Origin of the sequence: Parazoarcus communis, from assembly GCF_003111665.1 — a bacterium.
Classification (GTDB): domain Bacteria; phylum Pseudomonadota; class Gammaproteobacteria; order Burkholderiales; family Rhodocyclaceae; genus Parazoarcus; species Parazoarcus communis_B.
Genome location: NZ_CP022188.1, coordinates 1,690,402 through 1,715,972, shown reverse-complemented (window position 1 = coordinate 1,715,972; position 25,571 = coordinate 1,690,402). Strand labels below are relative to the sequence as shown.

The 25,571-nt window shown below is 64.6% G+C and carries 21 protein-coding genes; 7 read left to right on the top strand and 14 right to left on the bottom strand.

The window, feature by feature from the left end; genetic code table 11:
- Positions 1–6: 6 nt before the first annotated feature.
- From stpA to CEW87_RS07770, 7 genes are all read right to left on the bottom strand, one after another.
- On the bottom strand, positions 7–1,284 hold the full coding sequence (gene stpA, locus CEW87_RS07800) for a glucosylglycerol 3-phosphatase (RefSeq protein ID WP_108972169.1): 1,278 nt from the start codon (positions 1,282–1,284) through the stop codon (positions 7–9).
- 67 nt (positions 1,285–1,351) lie between these two features.
- Complete coding sequence (locus tag CEW87_RS07795; RefSeq protein ID WP_199917146.1) at positions 1,352–2,644, bottom strand: MATE family efflux transporter; 1,293 nt, start codon at positions 2,642–2,644, stop codon at positions 1,352–1,354.
- A gap of 96 nt (positions 2,645–2,740) precedes the next feature.
- The gene (locus CEW87_RS07790) at positions 2,741–6,121 is read right to left on the bottom strand and encodes a PAS domain-containing protein (protein WP_108972168.1); all 3,381 of its coding nucleotides are present in this window, start codon (positions 6,119–6,121) and stop codon (positions 2,741–2,743) included.
- A gap of 114 nt (positions 6,122–6,235) precedes the next feature.
- Positions 6,236–8,161 carry a putative bifunctional diguanylate cyclase/phosphodiesterase gene (locus tag CEW87_RS07785; protein WP_108972167.1) on the bottom strand — a complete coding sequence of 642 codons (1,926 nt, stop codon included), beginning with the start codon at positions 8,159–8,161 and terminating at the stop codon, positions 6,236–6,238.
- A gap of 2 nt (positions 8,162–8,163) precedes the next feature.
- Positions 8,164–8,697, bottom strand: a complete 534-nt coding sequence (locus tag CEW87_RS07780; RefSeq protein ID WP_108972166.1) for a YfiR family protein — start codon at positions 8,695–8,697, stop codon at positions 8,164–8,166.
- Between the two features lie 11 nt (positions 8,698–8,708).
- Positions 8,709–10,715 carry a TonB-dependent receptor plug domain-containing protein gene (locus CEW87_RS07775; RefSeq protein WP_108972165.1) on the bottom strand — a complete coding sequence of 669 codons (2,007 nt, stop codon included), beginning with the start codon at positions 10,713–10,715 and terminating at the stop codon, positions 8,709–8,711.
- 121 nt (positions 10,716–10,836) lie between these two features.
- Entirely contained in the window at positions 10,837–11,493 is a 657-nt protein-coding gene (locus CEW87_RS07770; protein ID WP_234421699.1) for a c-type cytochrome, read from the bottom strand.
- Positions 11,494–11,740: 247 nt separating this feature from the next.
- On the opposite strand from CEW87_RS07770, the gene CEW87_RS07765 reads away from it, so the two are divergent.
- From CEW87_RS07765 to nusB, 7 genes are all read left to right on the top strand, one after another.
- On the top strand, positions 11,741–12,298 hold the full coding sequence (locus CEW87_RS07765; protein WP_108977024.1) for a histidine phosphatase family protein: 558 nt from the start codon (positions 11,741–11,743) through the stop codon (positions 12,296–12,298).
- Positions 12,299–12,402: 104 nt separating this feature from the next.
- Positions 12,403–12,738 (top strand): divalent-cation tolerance protein CutA, encoded by a 336-nt coding sequence (cutA, locus tag CEW87_RS07760; protein ID WP_108972164.1) that lies wholly within the window; start codon positions 12,403–12,405, stop codon positions 12,736–12,738.
- A 15-nt stretch (positions 12,739–12,753) separates the two neighbouring features.
- Positions 12,754–14,574 (top strand): protein-disulfide reductase DsbD, encoded by a 1,821-nt coding sequence (gene dsbD / locus CEW87_RS07755; protein ID WP_108972163.1) that lies wholly within the window; start codon positions 12,754–12,756, stop codon positions 14,572–14,574.
- Positions 14,575–14,748: 174 nt separating this feature from the next.
- On the top strand, positions 14,749–15,366 hold the full coding sequence (locus tag CEW87_RS07750) for a riboflavin synthase (RefSeq protein ID WP_108972162.1): 618 nt from the start codon (positions 14,749–14,751) through the stop codon (positions 15,364–15,366).
- 18 nt (positions 15,367–15,384) lie between these two features.
- Positions 15,385–16,473 (top strand): bifunctional 3,4-dihydroxy-2-butanone-4-phosphate synthase/GTP cyclohydrolase II, encoded by a 1,089-nt coding sequence (gene ribBA, locus CEW87_RS07745; protein ID WP_108972161.1) that lies wholly within the window; start codon positions 15,385–15,387, stop codon positions 16,471–16,473.
- Between the two features lie 102 nt (positions 16,474–16,575).
- A complete protein-coding gene (gene ribH / locus CEW87_RS07740) occupies positions 16,576–17,046 on the top strand; it encodes a 6,7-dimethyl-8-ribityllumazine synthase (RefSeq protein WP_108972160.1) in 471 nt (156 codons plus the stop codon).
- The gene (gene nusB / locus CEW87_RS07735) at positions 17,043–17,489 is read left to right on the top strand and encodes a transcription antitermination factor NusB (protein ID WP_108972159.1); all 447 of its coding nucleotides are present in this window, start codon (positions 17,043–17,045) and stop codon (positions 17,487–17,489) included. Before ribH ends, nusB begins: the two co-directional genes overlap by 4 nt.
- 131 nt (positions 17,490–17,620) lie before the next feature.
- Here the strand turns inward: nusB and CEW87_RS07730 are convergent, their stop codons facing one another.
- The 7 genes from CEW87_RS07730 to CEW87_RS07700 all read right to left on the bottom strand — a co-directional run bounded on the left by CEW87_RS07730 (position 17,621) and on the right by CEW87_RS07700 (position 25,556).
- Positions 17,621–18,964, bottom strand: coding sequence for a DEAD/DEAH box helicase (locus CEW87_RS07730; RefSeq protein WP_108972158.1), 1,344 nt, complete (start codon positions 18,962–18,964; stop codon positions 17,621–17,623).
- 448 nt (positions 18,965–19,412) lie between these two features.
- A complete protein-coding gene (locus CEW87_RS07725) occupies positions 19,413–19,691 on the bottom strand; it encodes an HU family DNA-binding protein (protein WP_108950253.1) in 279 nt (92 codons plus the stop codon).
- 238 nt (positions 19,692–19,929) lie between these two features.
- Positions 19,930–20,529, bottom strand: coding sequence for a hemerythrin domain-containing protein (locus CEW87_RS07720; protein ID WP_108972157.1), 600 nt, complete (start codon positions 20,527–20,529; stop codon positions 19,930–19,932).
- 106 nt (positions 20,530–20,635) lie between these two features.
- On the bottom strand, positions 20,636–21,427 hold the full coding sequence (locus CEW87_RS07715) for an ABC transporter ATP-binding protein (RefSeq protein WP_108977022.1): 792 nt from the start codon (positions 21,425–21,427) through the stop codon (positions 20,636–20,638).
- A gap of 11 nt (positions 21,428–21,438) precedes the next feature.
- On the bottom strand, positions 21,439–23,259 hold the full coding sequence (locus tag CEW87_RS07710; RefSeq protein ID WP_108972156.1) for an ABC transporter permease subunit: 1,821 nt from the start codon (positions 23,257–23,259) through the stop codon (positions 21,439–21,441).
- On the bottom strand, positions 23,256–24,293 hold the full coding sequence (locus CEW87_RS07705; RefSeq protein WP_108972155.1) for a branched-chain amino acid ABC transporter permease: 1,038 nt from the start codon (positions 24,291–24,293) through the stop codon (positions 23,256–23,258). Before CEW87_RS07705 ends, CEW87_RS07710 begins: the two co-directional genes overlap by 4 nt.
- Positions 24,294–24,407: 114 nt before the next feature.
- Complete coding sequence (locus tag CEW87_RS07700) at positions 24,408–25,556, bottom strand: ABC transporter substrate-binding protein (protein ID WP_108972154.1); 1,149 nt, start codon at positions 25,554–25,556, stop codon at positions 24,408–24,410.
- Positions 25,557–25,571 lie beyond the last annotated feature (15 nt).

The window sequence follows — 25,571 nt, the reverse complement described above, 5'->3', positions numbered from 1 at the left end:
CCCCGGTCAGCGTGGTGCGCGACGCTCGGCCAGTGCGCAGAAAAAGGGCACGTACTGCGCGTGACCGCCACAGAACACAAAATCGAGCCGCAGCGGGTCGGCGGGGTCGGTGATGCCTTCCAGCGCGGGCCAGGGCTCGAGCGCTGGGTCCGCAGCACGCTGCTGCAGATGGGTCGCGTCCAGCCCGGGACGACGCACCTCGCCGCCGCTGCTGTCGATATAGATCACGGTGCTGCCGGCTCCTGAGGTTTCGCCCAGCGCCTGCACCAGCGTGAGAAAGCCGCGATCGCTGCCGCCACGCAACTGGAGGCGCTGCCCGTCCACCGTCTGCGTACTGGACGTGACCGTATCGCCGACACCCACGATGTGGGGCATGTGTGCGGGATCGAAACGCTCACGCGCCAGTCGCAGCAGTTCGCCGTGATCGCGCGGCGCCTGGCGGGCGTTGAAGTGCTCACCCAGCGGATAGTGGCCGGTGTGATCGAAGTAGTACTGATTGAGGATCACCAGCACGCCGACTTCCTTGACTGCCCCCCGGATCATGAACTGGAAATCGGTGGTGCCGGCGCTGCTGTCATCTCCATGCCTGATGCGCTCCCGTCCCTGCGCATCCGTGCCGAGGTTGGGCGCGAGGTGCACGAAAAAGGCCTGCTCCAGCCCGGCGCTCGCCGCCTCGCGTTGCAGCCCGTCCATGAACGCTTCGACTGCCTGCTGCAGCTGGCGGTAGCGCGCGGGCTGTGCGCCGAAGCGGTGGTAGAGCTGGTTGATGTTGATGGTGGGCGAAGCGATGTTGTCGAGCACGGTCGACGCCACTGCGTCGTCAATCTCGCCCGCATCGAGCCCGTACGGTGCCGTCGCCAGCAGTTCGCGCAGAAAGCGCTCTGCCCGCGCGGGCACGGCCTGCAGGAAGGCCAGCTCATCGTCACTCACGCCGGGGTGCGACACCGCGCCGTAACGGTCCTGAAACTGCACGCCACCGGCGGCCAGTCCAGGCAGGTAGAGGCCGTGATCCTGCGCACCTGCAGCCGCATCGAGCGCCTTGTCGACGATGTCATTCACGCCGCGGCGGCCGACGTGTTCGCCATTGGTGAGCACGTAGAACTGCCCCGCAAGCCTGCGCGCCGCTTCGACGTAGCGGGCTTCGATGCTGCGGGTCAGCGGGTCGCGAACCAGGCCCATGCAGACACCATCGAGGTCCTGGATGATGAGCAGCCTGTCGTGAGCGGCAAGGGTGCCGAGCAGGCCGGCATGGTCGAGCGAAAAGGCAGGAGCGGCATGTGTCATGGCCTCATTCTATCGCCTGCAGCAGGCCACACCCGAACACCACGGCTGCGGGCCCTGCCCGCGCGCCTCAGTCGAGCCGCGCCAGCGCCGGGTAATACCAGCCGAGCGAGAAGGTGCGCGCCACGTAGTTCACATAGAGCGCAGCCCACAGGCCGTGATTGCCCCAGGGCTGCAACAGCCACCAGGCCAGCACGAAGACCGCAGTCGAGAACAGCATGGCGTTGCGCATCTCGACGCTGCGCGTGGCACCGATGAAGATGCCGTCGAGCTGGAAGGCCAGTACGCCGGCAAGCGGCGCCAGTGCGGCCCAGGGGAGATAGATGCGTGCCGCCGAACGGGTGTCCGGGTCGGTGGTGAGTGCATCCACCACCCAGGGCCCTGCAATGAAGTAGACGCTACTGACCAGCAGGGCCACCAGCACCGCCCACAGGGTGCTGACGCGGACCGCCGCGCGGAAGCCGGCGCGGTCGCGCGCACCCAGCGCACGCCCCACCAGCGCCTCTGCAGCAAAGGCGAGCCCGTCGAGAAAATAGGCGCTGATCGATACGAACTGCATCAGCACCGCATTGGCAGCCAGCGTGACGTCGCCATAGCGTGCGCCCTGGGCCATGAACCAGACAAACACGAAGATCAGCGCCAGCGAGCGGATCATGATGTCGCGGTTCACCGCCAGCGTGCGCTTCAGCCGCTCGGTCACCAGCAGATTGCCAAAACGCAGCTGCGCACCGTGACGGCGCATGTAGCGCACGGCGATCACCAGCCCGACCAGGGCGGCGAAATACTCGGCAAACAGAGTGCCGAGCGCCACACCGCGCACGTCGAGCCCCAGCCCGAGCACGAAGAGGGCGTCGAGGGCGATATTGACGAGGTTCAGCACCAGCTGCAGCACCAGACCGATGTCGGTGCGGCCCAGCCCGATGAACCAGCCCAGCAGCGCATAGTTGGCCAGGGTGGCAGGTGCGGCCCAGATGCGGATATCGAAATAGCTGCGCGCCAGCCCCTCGGTCCTGTCACTGGCTTCGAGCAGCGCAAAGGCGATCTCGCGTATCGGCCACTGCAGGCTGACCAGCGCAGCTCCGACCACCGCGGCGATCAGCAAGGCCCGCCCCAGCCCGGCCACCAGCTCTTCGGTATCGCCGCTGCCTAGCGCCTGCGCAGTCAGGCCCGTGGTGCCCATGCGCAGGAAGCCGAAGCCCCAGAACACGAAGGTGAACACCAGTGCGCCCAGTGCCACTGCTGCGATATAGGCGGGATCGGGAATGCGCCCGACGATGGCCGTGTCGACAACGCCGATCAGCGGCGTAGACGCGTTGGAGAGCATCACCGGCAGGGCGATGCGGAGAACAGTGCGGTGATTCATGAAAGACGGGGGGTGTTGGGGGCGACCGGCCGAAGCCTAACCGTTCAGGCGTGGCGGTGGAATGAAGGGCAGGAAATTCCCTGCCTTATCCGGCGCTCAATAGACGCCCGACCACATGCACACCCGGTTACGCCCGCCTTCCTTGGCTTCGTAAAGGGCCTGGTCGGCGCGCGAGAGCATGCTCTCGGCCGGGGCGCCATCGAACACGGACAGGCCAATACTGATCGTGATCTGGATCAGACCACAGTCGCAATCGAGCGGGGCATTGCATACCGCCCGCCGCAAACGTTCGGCAAGGCCGAAGGACGTCTCGTTCGTCGTGCCGCGCAGCAGGACGGCAAACTCCTCGCCCCCCAGACGCCCGGCGACATCCTCTCGCCGCAAGACCTTGGTGATCACGTCCGCCAGGTGCTTGAGTACGCGATCGCCTACCGGATGACCGTAAGTATCGTTGACCCGCTTGAAGTGGTCGATGTCAAGCATCAACAGGGCTCCCGGGCGGTCGTCCGCGCCCTGCTGCTCGGCCACCGTGCGTTCGAGCTCGGCCATGAAGCTGCGGCGGTTGGGCAGCGTGGTCAGCGGGTCCGTGGCCGCCAGCGTGGCGAGCTTTCTTTCGTAGAGCTTGCGCCCGGTGATGTCGCGCACCAGCCATACATGGCCGAGGCGCTCGTCACCATGCATGATCGTCACCCAATCGACTTCAAACGACTGGTTGCCCGCCGAGTCGACTTCGATCGTGTGTGCCAGCCCGACGTGTGCCCCCTCTTCCAGTTGCAGCCATCTCAGGTCGAGATCGGGGAAGCGCTCGCCCAGCGACTGTCGCGTCATGCCCACCAGCGAAGACGACGGCAAGGGAATCGACAGCAGTTCGCACAAACCCTGGTTGACCATCACGATACGGTCGGCCGAGTCCTCCAGCAGCACGCCACCCGGAAAGCGCTCGAGCAGGGCGGTAAGGCGCGTGCGCTCGGTGATGAGTGCCGCTTCTGCGGCCTTGCGTTCGGTGATGTCCACCAGGGTCCACAGCATCTCGCTGTCGGGCTGCTCCAGATCGAGCAGCGTGCCGTGCATGTCGAACCAGCGCGCCTTGCCTTCGGCCTCGCGCAGCGGGTATTCGAAGCGCGTGAACCCGGTTGCGCGCAGCCCTTCGACGTACTCGCCCATGGCCCGCCACGACGCGTCGTCGACATGCAGGGTGCGCAACTCCGCCCCCTGCAACATCTCACCCGGCGGCGCAAAGATCTGGTGTGCGCGCTCATTGGCATACAGCACATACCCGTCCGGGGAGGACACCACGATCGCGGCTGCGTTCTGGTCGAGCAGCGCACGGCGGAACTGGTTGGCGGCCACCCTCTGCGTGACGTCGGTAATGGTGCCGATCATCTTTTTCGGGACGCCGTTTTCACGCTCGACGACGCGTCCCCGCCATTCGATCCACAGCCAGTCGCCCGACCCCTTCTTTACACGGAACTCTTCGGTCGCGACCTCATCCGGTCTGAAGCGGATCTGATTGGCCAGACTCGACTTGATGCGCGCCCGGTCCCGGGGATGAACGAGCGCCATGAACGCGTCGTAGGTGGGCTCGATGGCCCCCTCGGCGTATCCCGCCATGCTGTAACAGCGCGCATCCCATTGAGCCTGGCCACTTACGAGATCCCATTCCCACAATCCGTCCCGAACCGCTGCCACGGTCATGCGCAGACGCGCTTCGCTGCGGCGCAGGGCGTCGGCCGCTGCATGGGCTTCGCTCACGTCCTGAATGTAGCCATGCCACAGCGTATGGCCCTCGGGCGTACGCTCCGGACTGGAATGCCCGAGCAGCCAGCGCACCTTGCCGTCTTCGGTACACACGCGATACTCGCAGCGCCAGATGGAGAGCTGACTGGCTGAATCGCGAATCGATGCCTTCACCCGCAGCAGATCGTCTGGATGAATGACGGCAAAGACCTTTTCTGCCGAATACTCGACCTCATCCGGCGAAATGCCATAGATGTCGATAATCCCGGGACTGACGTAAGAAAAACAGTCCGTACCGTCGGTGCGTTCGAGATACTGATACACCATCCCCGGCACCTGCGCGACCAGCTTGGCCAGCCGCGCCCGCAGAGCGAGCTCACGCGCTTCGGCCAGCTTGCGCTCCGTAATGTCCAGATGCGTGCCAACCATCCGCACGGGTTCGCCGTTCTTGTCGCGGGCCATGATCTGGCCACGGCTGTGCACCCAGACCCAGTGCCCGTCGCGGTGACGCGCCCGGTAGTCGGCTTCGTAATAGTCGCGTTCGCCCCGGAAGTGCGCATCGAGCGCAGACTGCACGGCGTCCCAGTCGTCCGGGTGCGCGAGCCTGGACAGAGACTTGAGGTCATGTTCGGCCTCGTCCGCCTCATAACCCAGCATCTGCGCCCAGCGCGCATTGCCCTGTATCTTGCCGCTCGACAGATCCCAGTCCCACGATCCGAGGTCTCCCCCGCGCAGAGCAAGTTCAAAGCGCTCCCGGCTTTCGTTCAGATGTGCAAAGTCCCGACGCTTCTGCGCAAACAGCCAGGTAATCCAGGCCGCGGCCAGCACGAGCAGCGCCGAACCGAACAGGTTGTGCAGGACCGCCGCATCGACGGCTTCCGCGATCCCACCCATCGCCACGCCTTTGTGCAGCCCCAGGCTGACGACCACCGGGTAAGCTGCCACGCGCTGCCAGGCGTAGAAGCGCTCCACACCATCGACGGCGGCCACGGCATCGTAGCTGCCGTGTGGCGCTCCGAGACCATCGATAAAGGGCCGTGCGTCAGGAACGCGCTTGCCCAGCACCTCCTCGAGCATCTGCGAACGCGTCAGATATGCGCCGTCTTCGCGCAGCAGCATCACGACGTCGGACGGATCAGGGAAGATCTGACGGAAAGACTGGGCGAGATACTCCGGCGAGATCGAGATCACGACGACGCCCGCAAACACGCCATGCGTCAGGACCGGCCGGGAGAACTGCACCGACCAGCGCTGCGACACACGACCGAAGACCGGGTGACTGATGTAGAGCGCAGGCACAATGCCGGACCCGTGCGCCTTGAAATGGGCGCGGTCGGCGATGGACACCCGGGATTCACCTTCAGCGGGCAGGCCGAGATTCGAGAACACCATGTGGCCCTCGCCGTCGGCCACGCTGGCCTGAACCAGCGCCCCTTCAGGAAGCGCGTCGCTCGCCTCGGCAACGGCTTGGCGCAAGCGCTCATCGTCACCCGAAATCCACGCCGACGCCATGTTGCGGGCAATATGGTCGATATCGAGCACCATCGACTCGACCTGTGCGGCCAGCGCCTGTGCCGTCTGGCCGGCGCGAAGGCGGGCCTGACGCTCGGCATCGAGAAGTTGCTGCTCGTTCGAGTTCAGCAGCGAAGCCCAGTAGATGAACAGGGCGACAAGCAGCACCGCCCAGCCGATGACGACACGCGGAGACAGCACGTACTTGAGCGAAGCCAGAACTCTCATTGGCTCCCCGCTCCCTTCATGGCACGAGGGGATAATGCTTTAGCTATAAACATGGGCAGACGCATCATAGCCGACACCTCCACCTCCCTTCCATGCGATTTTGCGCAGCGCCGATCAGATCGGATGCCCGGCATGCACGCTCTTTGCAAGCGTCCGATGCTTGCGCAGATAGTTGGCAAGTTCGCTCACCGGCATCGGTACGCCTAGCAGATAGCCCTGCAACACGTCGCATCCGTTGGCACGCAGGAAGTCTGCCTGAGCCTCGGTTTCGACGCCCTCGGCCACCACGTTAATGCCCAGTGCATGCGCCATCTGGATGACGGCAATGACGATCGCCGCATCCTCCTGGTCCGCCGGCAGGTCACGCACGAAGCCCTGATCGATCTTCAGCGTACTCACATCGAAACGCTTCAGATAACCCAGCGACGAGTAGCCGGTGCCAAAGTCGTCGATGGACAGTTTGAAGCCGGCAAGGCGGAACGCCTCAAGCACCGTGGCACCACGCGCATCGGTCAGCGCACTTTCGGTGAGTTCGAACTCGAACCTGCACACGGCTTCGCCGTGGGCGGCAATCGTGTCGCAGAAGCGCTCAACCAGGGCCGCGCCCTGGAGCAGCTGGTGCGAGGACACGTTGACCGCGACCGTGGGCAACTCGAAGCCGGCGGCTCGCAGAAGGCCGAGATCCGTGCAGATCCGTTCCAGCATGCAGTCGCCGAGCGCGGAGATCAGGCCCGTGCGCTCCGCCACCGGAATGAACTCGCCCGGTGAAACCGCCTGACCATCCGGCATGCGCCAGCGCGCCAGCGCTTCCACACCGACCACCTCTCGCGTTTGCGCGCACAGCTTGGGCTGATAGGCGACCCACAGGCCTGTGCCGTTGTTCTCCAGTGCCTGGCGCAAGGCGGACTCAAGCCTGAGATCCTGGCGCACCTTGCCGTCGATCGCTTCGGAAAAGAACTGGAAGCGGTTCTTGCCCAGCGCCTTGGCGACATACATCGCCATGTCGGCGTGGCGCAGCAAGGCAGCCGGATCGTCGCCATCGACCGGCATCATGGAGATGCCCACACTGAGCCCGATATGGGTCGGCGTGGGCTCGGTCGAGAACGGCTTGCCGATCGCCGCAATCAGGTTACGGGCCACCATTGCCGCATTGTCCGGGCCACCGATATCGAACAGCACCACGGCAAACTCGTCCCCGCCAATGCGCGCAACGACATCGCCGTTGCGCACGGTGTGCAACAGGCGCTGCCCGATCATGCACAGCACCTGATCACCGACCTCGTGGCCGAAAGAGTCGTTGACCTTCTTGAAGTCGTCGACATCCAGGAAAAGCAGCGCAGCCGAATTCGCGTCGCGCCCGACACGGCCAACAGCCTTGCGCAGCTCCTGTTCGAACAGGCGCCGGTTGGGCAGGCTGGTGACATGGTCGTACAGGGCGAGGCGCTCCAGGCGTCGTTCAGTGCTGGACACCTGCTTGCGCAACCTGCCGGTGAGACGATAGGCGAGGCTCAGCGCCACCGATGCAATACCGAGCACACCGCCCGCATATTCGAGCAGGCGCCAGTACAGGGAGCTGAAATCCACGTTCAGGACCAGGGTGCCGACGGTGCCATCCTCCACCCGAACCGCTTCGCGCATCACCCCACCCATCAGACCCAGCGTGGTTTCGCTCGGCAGCGCATTGGCGCCGAGCCAGTCGCCGTCGATGTCCGGCTCCAGCGAGGGCGGAAAAGCCGGATCATTCTCCGGCCACGAGGCCAGGAAACTGTTGTCGGCACGGTACAGTGCCCCCGACAGGATGCGCGGCGTCAGGCGGATGGCCGCAATGATCTCGCCCGCTGCGCCGGCATCGTTGAACACCACCGCAGCGTTGCTGTTCTCGGCAATGATCGCGGCTTCGGTCGCGAGCTCGTCAAGCAGGACCTGGCGTCCGACGAAATACTGATGAACGATCAGCAGGACGAAGGCAATGAGCAGCGCCAGGCCGGTCGACAGGAAGCTCAGACGGTGAGCGCGCGGAAGGCGGTGTGCGACGGCCATGCCTACTCCCTCACCGAGCGCGCAAGACGCAGCGCCTTCGAGCTCAGGTTCAGCCCGGAGCGGCGCAGCGCAGGCAGGTCGACATCGAAGGCGACTTTCCCCGCGGCCAGCTCGAGGTTGATCATGACCCCACGGTCAAGATAGCCCGGCGTGTCACCGGCAAGCAGCACGCCGCCGGGCAGCACGTCGCCGCGCATGCGGCTCAGCAGCGCATCGTCGCCCGGCGCAAGATAGGCCGCATGGCAACGACCGAGCGCACTGGCATCGACCTGCTTCACGCTGAGCAGCCTGTTGCGGATCATCCGGCCATCGAGCGCGACCAGCGCGTCCGCAACCGGACTGCTTCTGAAGTAGCACACGGACAGGGCTTCGCCCGGCTGCGCGTCAGACACTGGCCAGTCGATGAACAGCAGCATGTTGATCAGGATGGCCGCCTTGAGGTCGGGTTCGGGGGCCCGTTGCTGAGCCATCGCATGGCCAGGCAGCGCGACCGCGAATGCCAGCACGGCGGCGCAGACCAGAACGAGAAAACGCATCGCAGACTGGCTCACAGCGCCACCTGCCAGCGCACGCGAATCTGCCGCCGGTCCTGGTCGATGCTGTCCTGCACGAAGGCGGACGAGGCGGGGTCGGCGTAGCGCTGATCAGTGAGGTTGTAGACGCCGACGCTCCACTCGCCCCAACCGGCAAGCGGGGCCGACGACAGCACGACGTTGAGCACGCCATGACCGGGAACCCGGTCCGATTTCGACTGCCGGGACGTCATGCCCTGCCACTGGCCGGACAGCTTCCAGCGTGAATCCAGCGGCATCGAAAACACCACCTTCCCGAGCAGGTCCGGCGAGTTTTTCAGGCTGCCGCCATCGCTCAGGCGCGAACGCTGCCATGCAAGGCTGCCGCGAAGCACATACCCGCCCGACCAGCTGTGTTCGGCATCAACTTCGACGCCATGAACCCGCACTCGCGGCAGATTGGCATAGGCCCACATGCCGTCGTTCGCGTCGAGCTGCTCGCCGATCATGTCGTAGATGACGTTGCGATAAATACTGACGCCAGCCCTGCCGCTGCGACCGAGGCGAACATCGGCCGCGAGCTCGACGCTGCGGATCCGCTCTGGATCGAGGTCCGGATTCGCCTTCTGCAACACCCCGTCGACGTAGTAGCGTTCGTAGGCATTGGGCGGCCGATACGAATGCATGTAGGCCGCTCTCAGGGTCAGGTCCCGGTCGGGCTGGTAGATCAGCGCAATCCGGGGCGAAATGATGGCGGCGTAGTCGCTGTGCTTGTCGTGACGCAGGCTCAGATTGAGCAGCCACTGCGGGTGGAAGCGCCATTCGTCCTGCACGAACACGCCGAACGTGCTTGAGGGATCGTTGGTGTTCAGGACCTCAGTGTAGGGCTCCCGATCGAAATTGCGCTGCTTCAGGGTGGTGTTCCACTGCGCTTCGGTACCGAGCATCCAGCGGTGACTTTCGCCTGCAGTTCCGTTCAGCCGGTAGTTCAGTCCGCTCCAGTCGGCAACAGCCTCGTCACGATTCGCAACCCCGCCCACGTAGCGGTAATCACCCTGGTAAAGGTAGGCACCGCTGAAGACCGAAAAATGCTGCTGCCACCCGGTGCTCAGGGTGTCATCGTAGGACAGTTCGAGCAGCGAGCTGCGGTCGAGGATCTCGCTGCCGGGTTCGCCGAACACCGTGCCGAATGGCGCGCCCGGCATCGCCTTGTCGCGCGTCGAGAAGCTGCCCAGCAGACGCCAGTTGCCAAGTCTCAACTTGCCATAGATCTTGTGGTAGTGCTCACCATCGAGGCCGCGCGCCCAGCCATCGCTCGGGCCGCTGTCGTATTCCTGGTAGTAGCGGTCCTTGCCCTCGGCACCGTAGGCGGCGAAGCCGAGGAACCAGTCGCCCCCGCCCTCCATGCGCTGGCCGGCGACCACACCGACGCGCCGGCTCTGCCCGCTACCCGCATCGACACTGACCCGCGTGCCATTGACATCACTACCATCGAGCATCACCAGGTTGATGATCCCGAACAGCGCGTTGCCCCCATATACAGCCGAGGATGGACCGGACACGAACTCGAGGCGCTTGATCCAGTCGATCTCGACCGGAGACTCATTGCCGATCAGGGCCTGATCGAAAAGTGCGTCGTTGCGCCGGGCGCCGTCGGTGACCAGCAGCACGCGGGAGTTGTAATCGCCGGAGCGGTTGAAGCCTCTGACGCCGAGGTACGTATAGTTCTGGTCGCCGGACGTAAACACGCCGCGCACGGTGGAAAGCGCCTCACCGAGATTGCGATAGCCCTGGTTCCGCAGTTCGTCAGCGCCAATGACGGTGACCGAGGCGGGGGTGTCGGACAAGGGCTGCGCGTAGCGCGTCGCGCCCACGACTTCGATTCGCAACAGATCGTCGAGTGACAACTCGGCAAGCTCGAACTCATCAGCCCCTGCGGCAGACACGGTACTGCCATGGGACGCGAGTCCGAATGCAAGTGCAAGAAGCAGCGATCGTATCCGCCGGTCCTGCGTCAGATTCTGTGCGGCATCTTGTTTCATTGTTCCAAGCCGGTTTCGGCGTTTGATTCACAGGCCGAATGTGCGGCACATGCCGTAACGGATTGCCTGAAGCGGCCCGCGCATCCCATAACGGAGAATGCAGCACCATTGTAGGCGACTCCTACTTCAGCCCGGAGAGGTAGTCGGCGACCGCATCGATGTTGTCCTTGCCGAGTTGGGTGACGGCTGCCGTCATCGGTGCGTAGAAACGTTCTCCCGACTGCGTCAGATAGCGCGTCAGACTGAGGCGGATATATTCGCGCTGCTGCCCGGCCAGACGGGGAAACGTGTCGCCACCGCGTGCATCGTCGCGGTGGCAGCGCGCGCACAGCCTGGCAAAGTAGGCCTCACCCTCCCCGGCACGGGGGCCGGGCGCAGTCGCGGGCTGCACCGGAGCGGCCGCGTAAAAAAGCGCAACGGCTGCCTTGTCGCGTTCGCTGAGCACTTTCATCAGGCCCTGCATGAACTCATTCTTGCGCTTGCCGGTCAGAAAGGCATCGATCTGCCTGAGCAGATAGTCGGGATGCTGAGCGGCCAGATTGGGGACTTCGGGATAGCGGCTCATGCCAGTCTCGCCGTGGCAGTTTGCGCAGAATGCCGAGGACTTCCTGCCCTCGGCCTGCGCCGCCTGCAGATCAGCCGGACTGCTTTGCAGTTGCGCAACCAGTTTGTCTGCCGCAACCGCATCTGCCGCGCCGAACGACGATAGCGGCAGTCCGCCAAGCATGAACAGGCAGCAGGCCAAGGCCAGAAACTGCCTGGCATTCGTATGAAACATCAACACTCTCCTGACAATCAACAGCCCTGAACATGTCATCGAAATTTATAACTTTAGACATAGAGCCAAAACATCGTTCCGCTGCCTTCAGCATTGCTCTACGCGCTCTGGTGCGCGCTCGTGGATTCTACCTTGGGCTTAACGGTGCAGGCTTGATCAGGCGCAAACCCGGCGTCCGTCGGACCCAGCATGGCCTTGCGGCGTGCCCGCACAGCGCCTCACGTGAAACGCGAGAATGGAGACCGGCATGAGAAGCCTGATGACCTGCCTGTTGTTGCTGTTCAGCACAGGGGCGATCGCCGATGACGAATCCCTCTGGGCGGCCCTCCGTGCGGGCGGACATGTAGCGCTGATGCGCCATGCGCCCGCCCCCGGCATCGGAGACCCGGCGGGCTTCGTGCTCGGGGACTGCAGCACCCAGCGCAACCTCTCCCCCGCGGGGCGCGCTCAGGCCACCGCTACCGGCGAACGCTTGCGCGCGCAGGGCATCACCCGCGCCACCCTCCACTCGAGTCGCTGGTGCCGCTGCCTCGACACCGCGCGCCTGCTCGGCCTCGGCCCGGTCATTCCGACGCCGGCGCTGGACTCCTTCTTCAACGAGCGCGATCAGGCTGCGGAGCGCAGTGCCGCCGTGCGCGCCCTGGTGCGGGACGCGGACACCGCAGCAGGACCACTGATCCTGGTCACGCATCAGGTGAACATCACGGCGCTGAGCGGGGTCTATCCGGTTTCGGGCGAACTCATCATCATGCGCATCGCTGGCGACGAGCTCGAACTCGCGGGCCGCATTCAGCCCTTGCCGTGACAAGCGCATCGACGTGACGCGATCGCTGCCGAATTGACTGAAGGCAAGCCGCGATCGCCGCGACTCCGCGATAATGGCGCTCACGCTCCCGCACGATCCCCGACATGACTCCGAACCTCATCGTCCTCACCAACCTGCCCGACCAGCCTGCGGCCGAGGCGCTCGCCGAGCGACTGGTCGCGCAGCGCCTAGCCGCCTGCGTCAACATCCTTGCCCCCTGCACATCGGTGTATCGCTGGCAGGGAGAAACCGAGCGCAGCACCGAGGTGCCGATGCTGATCAAGACCACGGCCGCGTGCTACGCCGCACTCGAGGCGGCGATCGTCGAAGCACACCCTTACGAACTTCCCGAGATTGTTGCAGTCCCTATCGAGCTTGGCCTTGCCGCCTACCTCGGCTGGATCGAGAACGAAACCGCGCCCGACGCGCCTGCCTCCTGACACGAAAAGAACACGATGCAACGTCTGCTGATCCTGCTCGCCCTGCTGGCGAGCCTGTTTTCCCTGCCCGGCCAGGCCGCCGATCCCATCGAACCGGAAAAGGCCTTTGCGATGACGGCCCGCGCACTCGACCCGCAAACGGTCGAAGTCGTGTTCGACGTGGCGCCCGATTACTACCTTTACGGCAGCAAGTTCCGTTTCGATGCCGAGCCGGCGAGCGTGGTGCTGGGCGAACCCGACCGTCCGCCCGGCAAGATCAAGCAGGACGAGTTCTTCGGCGAAGTCGAAACCTATCGCGGTGAGCTGCGCATCCTGCTGCCGGTCACCGCACCGGCCGACGTCAAGCGCTTCGTTCTCCATGTGAGCAGTCAGGGCTGCTGGGACGGCGGCATCTGCTATCCGCCCACCCCGCAATCGGCCGACATCGATCTCACCACGAGCGCCGCACCGGCGGGCAACAGCCTGCTGCAACGTGCGCTCGACCAGGCGCCGAATGCGGCGTCGACACCGGCCGCAACGGCATCCGGCGCAGCATCTGCGGTCAGCGGCGACGAGAGCGGCCGCATCGCCGGCCTGCTCAGGAATGCAAGCATCCCGCTGGTGCTGGCGAGCTTCTTCGGCTTCGGGCTGCTGCTGGCCTTCACCCCCTGCACCTTCCCGATGATCCCCATCCTGTCGGGCATCATCGTCGGTCACGGTCATCACATCTCGCGCGGCCGCGCCTTCATGCTGTCGCTCGCCTACGTGCTGGGCATGGCGGTCACCTATGCCGCCGCCGGCGTGGCCGCCGGCCTCACCGGCACATTGCTGTCGGCCGCATTGCAGAACGTCTGGGTGCTGTCGAGCTTTGCGCTGGTGTTCGTTGCGCTGTCGCTGTCGATGTTCGGCTTCTACGAACTGCAGCTGCCGTCGTCGCTGCAGAGCAAACTGGCCGATACCGCCAGTCACAACAAGGGCGGCCACCTCGGTGGCGTGGCGGTGATGGGCGTGCTCTCGGCACTGATCGTCGGCCCCTGTGTGGCCGCCCCGCTGGCGGGGGCCCTGCTCTACATCGCGCAGACGGGCGACGCGGTGCTCGGCGGCTTTGCGCTGTTCGTGATGGCGCTTGGCATGGGCATGCCGCTGCTCGCTGTGGGTCTCGCTGCACGTTCGGTTCTGCCCAGGACGGGGCCGTGGATGGAAGGTATCAAGAAAGCCTTCGGCGTACTCTTGCTGGCGGTTGCGGTGTGGATGCTGATGCCGGTGCTGCCCGCGCTGGCCAGCATGCTTGCGTGGGCAGCGCTGCTGTTGTTCTCGGGCATTTTCCTGCACGCCATCGACCCCCTGCCGCCCGGCGCCAAGGGCTGGCAGCGTTTCTGGAAAGGTGTGGGCGTGATGCTGCTGATCGGCGGTGCAGCCATGCTGGTGGGCGCCATGGCCGGCTCGCGCGATCCGCTGCAACCGCTGGCCGTCCTCCGCGCCGAAGCCGCTGCCACGGCACCCGCACCGGCCTTCGAGAAGGTCGGATCGATTGCCGAGCTCGACGCCCGCCTCGCAGCCACAGACCGCCCGGTGATGCTCGATTTCTACGCCGACTGGTGCGTCTCGTGCAAGGAGATGGAGCGCTTCACCTTCTCCGACCCGCAAGTGGCCGGACGCATGAGCCAGATGCTGCTGCTCAAGGCCGACGTCACCGACAACAACGACGAACACAAGGCGCTGCTCAAGCGCTTCGGCCTGTTCGGGCCACCCGGCATCATCTTTTTCGACCCTGCAGGCAAGGAGCGTGACGGTTTGCGTGTGGTCGGATTCATGCCGGCGCAGGCCTTTGCCGAAGTGCTCGATCGCGCCCGCTGATGCCCCTGCACAAGCCGTTTCTGCAGGCGCGAACGGGGGCGAGTGGACGCCCGGAATTCCCTTGCCGAAAGGCCTTGGCGGACAGATCCCGGGGGGCGAAGGGCAGCCCGAATCGCGCCGAAGCCGCCGGTTTCGCCTACAATCCCGCTTTTCCCCTTTTCCTTCAGTCCCTTCATGTTCTCAGGCATCGTCGCGGCAGTCGGCCGCATTGAACACATCGAAGCCCTCGCTGACGGCGTGCGGCTGACCGTAGACACCCGCGGACTCGACCTTGAAGACGTGATTGTCGGTGACAGCATCGCCAACAGTGGCGTGTGCCTCACCGTGATTGCACGCGATGGCGCCAAGGTGAAGTTCGACGTTTCGCGCGAGACGCTGAACTGCACCGTGGGGCTGGATCAGCCCGGTGGCGAGGTGAACCTGGAGAAGGCGCTGCGCATGGCCGACCGTCTTGGCGGTCACCTGGTAACCGGCCACGTCGATGGCGTGGGCGAAGTGGTGAAGTTCGAGCCGGTCGGCGAAAGCCACGAGCTCGTGATCCGCGCGCCGGCTGCGATTGCCGGCTACATCGCCAAAAAGGGCTCGATCACGGTCAATGGCGTCAGCCTGACCGTCAACCGGGTCGAACATCGTGATTTCTCGATCAACCTGATTCCGCACACGGTCGAGGTGACCAACCTCAAGCACCTGAAGGCTGGAAGCCGGGTCAATCTGGAAATCGACCTCATTGCCCGCTACGTCGAGCGCATGCTCGCCTGGCGCACCGAAGAAGAGCAGGCGCAACAAGCCTGACACTGGAAAGGACCCCAAATGAGCGCACTCGCTCCGATTTCCGACATCATCGCCGAGATCAAGGCCGGCAAGATGGTGATCCTCGTCGACGAAGAGGACCGCGAGAACGAGGGTGACCTCGTGATGGCAGCCGAATTCGTCACCCCTGAAGCCATCAACTTCATGGCCCGTTACGGCCGTGGCCTGATCTGCCTGACGCTCACCGAAGAGCGCTGCCGCCAGCTCGGGCTGCAACAGATGGTGCGCGACAACCGCACCCCGCACGGCACCGCCTTCACCACCTCGATCGAAGCCGCCACCGGCGTCACCACCGGCATTTCGGCCCATGACCGCGCCCGCACCGTACAGGTTGCCGTGGCCCGCCATGCCACACCTGACGATATCGTGATGCCGGGCCACATCTTCCCGCTCACCGCCCAGAAGGGTGGCGTGCTGATCCGTGCCGGCCACACCGAAGCCGGTTGCGATCTCGCACACCTCGCGGGCGTCGAACCCGCATCGGTGATCTGCGAGATCCTCAAGGACGACGGCACCATGGCCCGCCTGCCGGATCTGATCGAGTTCGCCAAGGAGCACGGTCTCAAGATCGGCGCAATCCGCGACCTGATCGAGTACCGCGCAGCAAACGAGCACCTGGTGGAAAAAGTCACCGAGAAGGAAGTCGAGACCGTGCACGGCACCTTCCTGCTGTCCGCATTCGAGGACAAGACCTCGGGCGACGTGCATTTCGCCCTGTCGCGCGGTGACATCCGCCCCGAGAACGAGACCCTGGTGCGGGTGCACGAGCCGATCTCGGTCGTGGACTTTCTCGACCCCGAAAGCAATCGTCACAGCTTCCCGGTCAATCACTCGCTGGCACGGCTTGCTGCGGCCGACGCCGGCGTGATCGTGCTGCTTTACCGCCCCCAGTCCGGTCGCGAACTGCTGGCGGGCCTGACCGGTACCGCGGATCGTCCGGTGAAATGGGATGCCCGCCTGTTCGGCGTGGGCGCGCAGATTCTGCGTGCGCTCAATGTCGGCAAGATGCGGCTGCTATCGAACCCGCGCAAGATTCCGAGCATGACCGGCTTCGGCCTCGAGATCACGGGTTTCGTCGACCAGGACTGAGCGCAAGCGAAGCGGCCAGCGCACCTGCGCCGCGCCCCTTCACCTGCGCGGGGTGCCATGCGTGGCACCGCCCACAAACCAACCTAATATTGAATCGAAACCATGCCACGTTACGAAAACATCCATGAGTACGAGAACGACCTGAACGGCAAGGGCCTGCGTATCGCAGTCGTCATGAGCCGTTTCAACCAGGACGTTTGCGAAGGCCTGCTGTCGGCCTGTACCGCAGAGCTGATCGAGCTTGGCGTCGCACCCGACCTGATCCGCATCGCCACCGTTCCCGGCGCACTCGAAATTCCGCTGGTGCTGCAGAAGCTCGCCAACAGCGGCAAGTTCGACGCCCTGATCGCACTCGGCGCGGTCATCCGCGGTGAAACCTACCACTTCGAACTGGTTTCGAACGAGATGGGCGCAGCCATCACCCGTGTCGGTCTCGATACCGGCATTCCGATCGCCAACGGCGTGCTCACTACCGAGGACGACGACCAGGCCATCGCCCGTACGCACGAAAAGGGCAGCGACTGCGCCCGTGCGGCGGTCGAGATGGCCAATCTGATGAAGGTACTGCCATGAGCAAGATGGCCCGTCGTCGCGCACGCGAACTTGCACTGCAAGGCGTGTACCAGTGGCTGCTGTCGGGAAACTCGATGACCTCGGTGCAGAAGCACCTCGAGGCCGACACCGAGAATCTGGACAAGGTCGACCGCGAACTCTTCGTCAGCCTGCTGCACGGCACCCTCGATAACGTCGAGTCGCTGCAGGCCTCGTTCGCCAAGCTGATCCACCGCCCGGTGAATGAGCTGTCGCCGATCGAGCACGCCATCCTGCTGATGGGCGCACACGAACTGCGGCACAACCTCGAAACGCCCTACCGCGTGGTGATCAACGAAGCCATCGAGCTGGCCAAGGGCTTTGGCGGCACCGACGGCCATCGCTTCGTCAACGGCGTACTCGACAAGCTCGCCGCCAACATCCGTCCTGAAGAAGTCGAAGCCGCACGCGCAGCCAAGGGCTGAACCCCCGGTCGACCGGGGCGACGCGGGGCACCCCGCCCCTCGCCCCGGCTCACGACGCATCGCGCCTTCACAGGCAAAAAAAATCCCGCCGAAGCGGGATTTTTTACATCTGAGGCAACAGCCCTGAAGGCTTAGCCGCGCGAGCTGCGGTCACGGCGATCGCCATGGCTGCGCTCGCTGCGGCTGGACGGATGGCCGTCACGGCCACCGTAACCGCCGCCACCACCCGCGCCACGGCGTTCGCCATTGCCGGCTGCCGGACGACCGAAGCCACCACCATTACCGAAGCGGCGACCATTGCCAGCACCTGCCGGACGCGGACCCGAAGGCTTGCGCGGCGACGGCTCCATGCCGGGAATGGTGTGCACTTCAAGACGGTCACCGGTGAAACGCTCGATCGCACGGATCAGGCCGGTTTCACGCGGGCCCGACAGGGTGATCGCGATACCGTCACGACCGGCACGACCGGTACGGCCGATACGGTGCACATAGTCTTCTGCCTGACGCGGGGGATCGAAGTTGATCACGTGGCTGATGCCGGCAACGTCGATACCGCGGGCGGCAACGTCGGTTGCGACCAGCACGCCGATGCGGCCCTGGCGCAGACGGTCGAGGGTACGGTTACGCTGGGTCTGGTGCATGTCGCCATGCAGCGCAGCGGCAGAGAAACCTTTTTCCTGCAGGCTCAGCGAAAGTTCGTCGGCGCTGCGCTTGGTCGCGGTAAACACCACGGCCTGCTGCAGACCATCGTGACCCAGCAGGGCCTCGAGCAGACGGCTCTTGTGACCCATGTCGTCAGCAAACATCAGGCGCTGCTCGATCTGGCCGCGGTCTTCCTTGGCGACTTCGATCTCGATGCGTTGCGGGTTGCGCGTCATGCGCTCGGCCATGCGACCGACCACGCCATCAAGCGTTGCCGAGAACAGCAGGGTCTGGCGCTGGGCCGGGGTTGCTGCAACGATGGCGTCGATGTCTTCTGCGAAGCCCATGTCGAGCATGCGGTCGGCTTCGTCGAGGATCAGCACTTCAACGTCGGAGAGCTTGATCTTGCGACGGTTCAGGTGATCGAGCAGACGGCCCGGGGTGGCGACAACTACGTCGACCGGACGCTGCAGCTGCTTGACCTGGGCAAAGAACGGCGCGCCGCCGACGAGGCAGGCGGTGTTGAGCCAGCGCAGCGCCTTGCCGTAGGTCTGCACCGCTTTCTCGACCTGCTGGGCAAGTTCGCGGGTGGGCGTCAGCACCAGAACGCGCGGACCTGCACCAGGCGCCGGACGACGGTCGATGAGCTTGTGCAGCGACGGCAGCGTGAAGGCTGCAGTCTTGCCGCTGCCGGTGTGGCTCGACACCAGGAGGTCCGAACCGGCAATGGCGGCGGGAATGGCCTGCATCTGTACCGGGGTCGGGATGGTGTAGCCGGTTTGCTCAACGGCTTTGATAAGTTCGTCGGCGAGGCCGAGGCTCTGAAATGTCATGATTCTTCCTGTATTGCTGGCTGGCTTGTGGCCAGACGGATTCGGATCCGAAAATTCGGACCACAAGGCATCGCGCCGCCACGCAACTGCGGGTAGGCAGTTCCGGAGCGTCGGGCGACAAGCGCGCGATGGGCGTGGGCCGGTCATCAGGCAAGCCTGAAGACCGCGCATCGGCACCAACCGGTTGTCGCGATGCCAATCGATCGGAAGAACGAGAGGATTTTGGCGGGAGGTCGGGGGCGATGGGGCTGTGATAACAGTCCCTGGGGCCGGTCCGGCGGAAAGTTTTCCGCATCTCAACCTTGTAAGGCCCTGCTGCTGCATTGCACAACGACGCGAATTATAAAGGCTTTCTCTTCCGCTGTCGAAGATTCATTTACGAAAGTCGTAAAAAAGGCGACGAGCACATTACAGTGCGTCGTCGCCTCTTCAGCGAACCCTGTGGGTATTACTTGCCGTTTACGGCGGCCTTCAGCGTTGCGCCAGCGGTGAACTTCGGCACGCTGGAAGCGGCGATTTCGATGGCTGCGCCGGTCTGCGGATTGCGGCCGGTGCGTGCAGCGCGCTTGGACACTTCGAACGAACCAAAGCCGGTGAAGGCAATCTTGTCGCCCTTGGAGAGTTGTTCGGCAACAATGTCGAGCACGGAGGACAGCGCGCGATCAGCCTGAGCGCGGGAAACATCCAGACGGTCGGCCAGGGCTTCGACGAATTCACCTTTGTTCATGCTTTTCCTCGATTTGATTGGTGTGTAAGGAATGAAATACTGGATCTACCGGCGGATTCTAGCACTGTCCCACGCACTGGCGCAGTCAGTAACAACCCGAAAGCACTATGTAGCGTCATCTTTGCGACATTCAGCACACTCATGGCATTCAGCGCCCACCGGAGCAGCCTGCGATGGTACCGCGAAGCGCTGACGAATGTGGAAGGCGTTCCCCCCTGAATGTGCCTGAACATGGTCTTCAGTCGGCCTTGTACGGCCCGCCGCCCAGGCCGATCGGTGCAGGCGCGGCTGCCACGAGCCTGGAAAAGATGCGCTGAAAGTCTTCATGCGTGGCCGGGTCACCGGTGCCCGCCATCGGGTCTGCGTTTTCGCGGAACCCCGCCGCAGATTCGGCCCAGTCCTCTGCGGTGAAATACTTCTTCACCAGCGGCAGGATCACGTGCTCTTCCAGCAGCATGTGATTGCGATAGAACTCGGCAAAGCGCTCGAACGCCTGCGAGAAGGCATCGAAACCGTCGCGCGCGCCACTTGCATACTGATGCAGAGCAGCCTCGAGCGCCTTGATGCGATCATCGCCCACAGCGTGCTCCTGCTCGAGCCTGGCCATCGCCTCGGCCCCCTCGCTGGTGCGCTTCTTGAGAATGGCGAAAAGGTACTGGTCTTCCTTGGGGTGGTGCTTCTTCTCCGGATAGGCATCGAGATAGTGCACCATGGCCTTCAGCAGACCGAAGTCCGGCTGCAGCTTGCCTTCGCCGATCTCCTTGATCATGTGACGGATGGCGTGAAGGATGGCCGCCAGCGACTGATGTTCGTCCTGGATGATACGCAGCGCTTCCATGATTTCTGTCCTTGTCCGACTGTCGTGTCAAACGACGTGTTTGGTGAAGTGCTCGTGGCCATGGCCGAGCACCGGCGAGAAGGGCAGCAGGCGCTGCCCTGCCCCTTCAGGTGGCCAGCATCTCCTGGTGCTTGCCACCCAGACCGAGGTAGGCCTCGATCACACGCGGGTCGTCGCGCAGCTGCACGGCCGGTCCTTCCATCGCGATCGCGCCGGTCTCGAGCACGTAGGCGTAGTCGGCCACCTGCAGCGCGGCGCGCGCGTTCTGCTCCACCAGCAGGATCGACACCCCGCGCCGGCGCAGCTCGGCGATGATGCGAAAGATCTCGCGCACGATCAGCGGCGCGAGCCCGAGGCTGGGTTCGTCGAGCATCAGCAGTTTGGGCTTGGCCATCAGCGCGCGGCCCACCGCCAGCATCTGGCGCTCGCCGCCCGAGAGCGTGCCGGCAAGCTGGCCGCGGCGCTCTTTGAGGCGCGGGAACAGGGTGTAGACCTCTTCCATTGTCTTGGCCTGATCGCGGTGCCCCATGCGGTAGCGCTGGAAGGCGCCCAGCGTGAGGTTGTCTTCCACCGTCATCTCGCCGAAGAGCTCGCGCTTCTCGGGCACCAGGTTCATGCCGCGCGCGACCATGCGCTCGACCTCGGGCACCGACTCGATGCTGCCGTCAAACTGCACCTGGCCCTTGGAGCCGAGCACGCCCATGATGGCCGACAGCATCGTGGTCTTGCCTGCGCCGTTGGGGCCGATCACGGTCACGATCTGGCCTTCGCCCACCACCAGGTTGGCGTTGGAGAGCGCCTCGACCTTGCCGTAGGACACGCACAGGTCCTGAATCTCGAGCACCTTGTTCTTCGGGGTGTTCGCGGCGCTTGCCGCGTCGTTCGGTGTGTTTGCCATGTTGGTTTCCATCACTCCACCCCACCCAGATAGGCTTCGAGCACTGCGGGGTCTTTCTGCACGTCTTCGGGCAGGCCTTCGGCGATCTTCTCGCCGAACTCCATCACCACCACCCGGTCGACCAGACCCATGACGAAGTCCATGTCGTGTTCGACCAGCAGCGTGGCCATGCCTTCGGCCTTGAGTTTCTTCAGCAGCTCGCCGAGCGCCTGCTTCTCCTTGAAGCGCAGACCGGCGGCCGGTTCGTCGAGCAGCAGCAGGCAGGGGTCGGAGCACAGCGCGCGGGCGATCTCCATGATGCGTTGCTGACCGAGCGCGAGGCTGCCGGCTTCGTCGAACATGTGTTCGGCCAGGCCCACGCGTTCGATCTGGCGCGCGGCTTCGGCCAGCAGGCGGGCTTCTTCTTCGCGGTCCATGCGCCAGGCCGAGCTGATCACGCCCTTGTCGCCGCGCAGGTGGCCGCCGATGGCGACGTTCTCGAGCACGGTCATGGTCGGCAGCAGCTTCACATGCTGGAAGGTGCGGCTCATGCCCATGCGGGCGATCTCGCGCGAGTCGTGGCCGGCCACCGGCTTGCCCATGAACAGCACCTCGCCCGAGGTCGGGGTATCGACGCCCGAGATCTGGTTGAACATCGTGCTCTTGCCCGCGCCGTTGGGGCCGATGAGCGCGAGGATCTCGCCTGCGCGCACCTCCAGGCTCATGTTGTTGTTGGCCACCAGCCCGCCAAACTTGCGCGTCACCGCCTTGGCTTCGAGGATGCGCTCGCCGACCTTGGGCAGCGTGCGTCGTGGCAGGGCGACGGCACTGGGGTCGATGGTCTTCTGCTTCGCCTTCACCGGCACGAAGCGGGTGAGGATGGGCCACAGGCCGTCGCGGGCCCGTTGCAGCACGAGCACCATCATCAGGCCGAACACGATCACCTCGAAGTTGCCGCTAGTGCCAAGGATGCGCGGCAGCAGATCCTGCAGCCACTGCTTGAGGATGGTGATCACGCCCGCACCGACGAGCGCGCCCCACACGTGACCGGCACCGCCGACCACGGCCATGAACAGATACTCGATGCCGATGTGCAACCCGAACGGGGTCGGGTTCACGAAGCGCTGCATGTGCGCATACAGCCAGCCCGAGGCGCAGGCGTGCAGCGCGGCGATGACGAAGATGATCATGCGCGAGCGCGAGGTGTTCACCCCCATCGCCTCGGCCATCACCATGCCGCCCTTCAAGGCGCGGATCGCACGGCCTTCGCGCGAGTCGAGCAGGTTCTGCGTGGTGAGCACGGCCGACAGCAGGAAGGCCCAGATCAGGTAGAAGATCTCCTCGCCCTGATCGAGCTCCCAGCCGAAGATCGAGATCGGCGGGATGCCGGTGAGGCCGGTGTGGCCACCGAGCGTCTCCATGGTGCCGAACAGGAAATACAGCGAGATGCCCCACGCGATCGTGCCCAGCGGCAGGAAGTGGCCCGAGAGCTTGAGCGTGAGCGAGCCGAGCACGATGGCCACGGTCGCGGTGAACACCAGCCCGACCACGAGCGCCAGCCACGGCGAGCCGCCCAGCCACGACAGCCAGCCCGGCAGGTCGGTCGCGGTGGTGAGCACCCCGGTGGTGTAGGCGCCGAGGCCGACGAAGGCCGCCTGGCCGAAGCTGGTGAGTCCGCCCACGCCGGTGAGCAGCACCAACCCGAGCGCGACCATCGCGTACAGGCCGATGTAGTTGAGCAGCGTGACGTAGAACGGCGACAGCACCAGCGGCGCCACGAGCAGGATGCCGAGGAAGGCGACCAGCATCACGCGCGGGGACAGGAAGGCATTATTGGCAGCGGCGGATTTCATTCTTCCTCCTCCATATGGTGGCTGGTCAGCGAACGCCACAGGAGAACGGGGATGATCAGGGTGAATACGATGACTTCCTTGTAGGCACTGGCCCAGAAGGACGAGAAGGCTTCGAGCAGGCCCACCAGCACGGCGCCGACGGCGGCGATCGGATAGCTGCCCAGTCCGCCGATAATGGCGGCGACGAAGCCCTTGAGGCCGATCAGGAAGCCGGTGTCGTAGTAGATGGTGGTGATCGGTGCGATCAGCACACCCGACAGCGCACCGATGAAGGCGGCCAGCACGAAGGTGAGCTTGCCTGCGAGCGAAGGCGAGATCCCCATCAGCTGCGCACCGACGCGGTTGATCGCGGTGGCACGCAAGGCCTTGCCGTAGATGGTGCGTTCGAAGAACAGGTAGAGCGCGACGATGAGCGCGAGCGAGGCGAGGATGACCCAGATCGTCTGCCCCGACACCAGCAGCGGGCCGACTTCGAAGCGCGCATCACTGAAGGGCGGCGTACGCTGGCCTTCGGCACCGAAGAACAGCAGGCCCAGCCCGACCATGGCCACGTGGGTGGCGACCGACACGATCAGCAGAATCAGCACGGGTGCCGCGGCAATCGGCTGAAACACCAGGCGGTACATCAGCGGCCCCATCGGCACCACCACGGCCAGCGCCAGTAGCACCTGCGCGAGCATCGGCAGTTCCTTCAGCGGCAGCGCCGCGAGCAGGCCGGCCAGCCCCAGCGGGTAGGCCAGGTTCCAGCCCAGCACACCGGTCAGCTTCTTCGTCTGCCCCGAGCGCAGCGCCGCACTGCCGTCGATCGCCGCCGTCAGCGCGCCCATGATCACCAGCAGCCACACCGTGGCCGGGATCGCCCCGCCCTGCAGCATCGCAAGCGTCAGCGCGCCATAGGCGACGAATTCGCCCTGGGGAATGAAGATCACCCGCGTCACTGCAAACACCAGCACCAGGGCCAGCGCCAGCAAGGCGTAGATCGCTCCGTTGGTAATGCCGTCCTGTCCCAGCAACAGCGCTATCTGAAAATCCATGACGAACTCCTGCCCCACCGTCGCCCAGGGCGGTCGGTGCAGCTCGCAGACTTGGTTCTCTATCGGTTTGGTATGCGGCGCAGGAGCAGAAAGCCCCTGCGCCGGATCAGCGACTTACTTCACCAGCTTCCAGGTGCCGTTCTGGATCTCGACCATCACGCGCGAACGCTGGTCGAAACCGAGGTGGTCGGTCGGGCTCATGTTGAAGATGCCATGGGCGCCCGGCAGCTCCTTGATGCCTTCGAGGGCATCACGCATCGCGGCACGGAACTCCACGGTGCCCGGCTTGGCCTTCTTCAGCGCCACCGGGATGGCCGCGCTCATCAGCTGACCAGCATCCCAGGCATGGGCGCCGAAGGTCGATACCGAACCCTTGCCGTGCGCAGCTTCATACTTGGTGATGTATTCCATGGCCGCCTTCTTGACCGGATCGCTGTCGGGCAACTGGGACGCGACCAGCACCGGGCCGGCGGGCAGGAAGGTGCCTTCGCAGTCCTTGCCACAGACGCGCAGGAAGTCGTTGTTGGCGACGCCGTGGGTCTGATACAGCTTGCCGGCATAGCCACGCTCCTTCAGCGTCTTCTGCGGCAGGGCGGCCGGCGTGCCGGAACCGGCGATCAGCACCGCGTCCGGACGTGCAGACATGACCTTCAGCACCTGACCGGTCACCGAGGTGTCGTTACGGTTGAAACGCTCGTTGGCCACGATCTGCAGCTTGCGTGCCTCAGCCACCGACTTGAACTGCTCGTACCAGCCCTCGCCATAGGCATCGGCGAAGCCGATGAAACCGACAGTCTTCACGCCGCTGTTGCTCATATGCGTGACGATGGCGGTCGACATCTGCGCATCGTTCTGCGGGGTCTTGAAGACCCAGCGGCGCTTGTCATCGACCGGCTCGACGATGCGGGCGGAGGCTGCCATCGAGATCATCGGCGTCTGCGCTTCGGCGGCGACGTCGATCATGGCCAGCGAGTTCGGGCTGATCGTGGAACCGATCACCACATCGACCTTGTCCTCGGAGATCAGCTTGCGGATGTTCTTCACCGCGGTGGTGGTGTCGGACGCATCGTCGAGGACGATGTAGTTGACCTTCTCCCCGCCGATCGTCGTCGGCAACATGGCCAGCGTGTTCTTTTCCGGGATCCCGAGCGACGCGGCAGGACCGGTCGCAGACACGATCACGCCTACATTGACGTCGGCCTGTGCTGCGGTGGCGACGAATGCGAGGCCGATGGCGGCCAGCAGAGTGTTCTTCAGCTTCATGGTGTCTCCTCCTCT

Excerpts from the sequence above, each read along its gene's own strand:
- stpA (WP_108972169.1), bottom strand. The coding sequence starts at position 1,284 with ATGACACATGCCGCTCCTGCCTTTTCGCTCGACCATGCCGGCCTGCTC.
- CEW87_RS07795 (WP_199917146.1), bottom strand. The coding sequence starts at position 2,644 with ATGAATCACCGCACTGTTCTCCGCATCGCCCTGCCGGTGATGCTCTCC.
- CEW87_RS07790 (WP_108972168.1), bottom strand. The coding sequence starts at position 6,121 with ATGAGAGTTCTGGCTTCGCTCAAGTACGTGCTGTCTCCGCGTGTCGTC.
- CEW87_RS07785 (WP_108972167.1), bottom strand. The coding sequence starts at position 8,161 with ATGGCCGTCGCACACCGCCTTCCGCGCGCTCACCGTCTGAGCTTCCTG.
- CEW87_RS07780 (WP_108972166.1), bottom strand. The coding sequence starts at position 8,697 with ATGCGTTTTCTCGTTCTGGTCTGCGCCGCCGTGCTGGCATTCGCGGTC.
- CEW87_RS07775 (WP_108972165.1), bottom strand. The coding sequence starts at position 10,715 with ATGAAACAAGATGCCGCACAGAATCTGACGCAGGACCGGCGGATACGA.
- CEW87_RS07770 (WP_234421699.1), bottom strand. The coding sequence starts at position 11,493 with ATGTTTCATACGAATGCCAGGCAGTTTCTGGCCTTGGCCTGCTGCCTG.
- CEW87_RS07765 (WP_108977024.1), top strand. The coding sequence starts at position 11,741 with ATGAGAAGCCTGATGACCTGCCTGTTGTTGCTGTTCAGCACAGGGGCG.
- cutA (WP_108972164.1), top strand. The coding sequence starts at position 12,403 with ATGACTCCGAACCTCATCGTCCTCACCAACCTGCCCGACCAGCCTGCG.
- dsbD (WP_108972163.1), top strand. The coding sequence starts at position 12,754 with ATGCAACGTCTGCTGATCCTGCTCGCCCTGCTGGCGAGCCTGTTTTCC.
- CEW87_RS07750 (WP_108972162.1), top strand. The coding sequence starts at position 14,749 with ATGTTCTCAGGCATCGTCGCGGCAGTCGGCCGCATTGAACACATCGAA.
- ribBA (WP_108972161.1), top strand. The coding sequence starts at position 15,385 with ATGAGCGCACTCGCTCCGATTTCCGACATCATCGCCGAGATCAAGGCC.
- ribH (WP_108972160.1), top strand. The coding sequence starts at position 16,576 with ATGCCACGTTACGAAAACATCCATGAGTACGAGAACGACCTGAACGGC.
- nusB (WP_108972159.1), top strand. The coding sequence starts at position 17,043 with ATGAGCAAGATGGCCCGTCGTCGCGCACGCGAACTTGCACTGCAAGGC.
- CEW87_RS07730 (WP_108972158.1), bottom strand. The coding sequence starts at position 18,964 with ATGACATTTCAGAGCCTCGGCCTCGCCGACGAACTTATCAAAGCCGTT.
- CEW87_RS07725 (WP_108950253.1), bottom strand. The coding sequence starts at position 19,691 with ATGAACAAAGGTGAATTCGTCGAAGCCCTGGCCGACCGTCTGGATGTT.
- CEW87_RS07720 (WP_108972157.1), bottom strand. The coding sequence starts at position 20,529 with ATGGAAGCGCTGCGTATCATCCAGGACGAACATCAGTCGCTGGCGGCC.
- CEW87_RS07715 (WP_108977022.1), bottom strand. The coding sequence starts at position 21,427 with ATGGCAAACACACCGAACGACGCGGCAAGCGCCGCGAACACCCCGAAG.
- CEW87_RS07710 (WP_108972156.1), bottom strand. The coding sequence starts at position 23,259 with ATGAAATCCGCCGCTGCCAATAATGCCTTCCTGTCCCCGCGCGTGATG.
- CEW87_RS07705 (WP_108972155.1), bottom strand. The coding sequence starts at position 24,293 with ATGGATTTTCAGATAGCGCTGTTGCTGGGACAGGACGGCATTACCAAC.
- CEW87_RS07700 (WP_108972154.1), bottom strand. The coding sequence starts at position 25,556 with ATGAAGCTGAAGAACACTCTGCTGGCCGCCATCGGCCTCGCATTCGTC.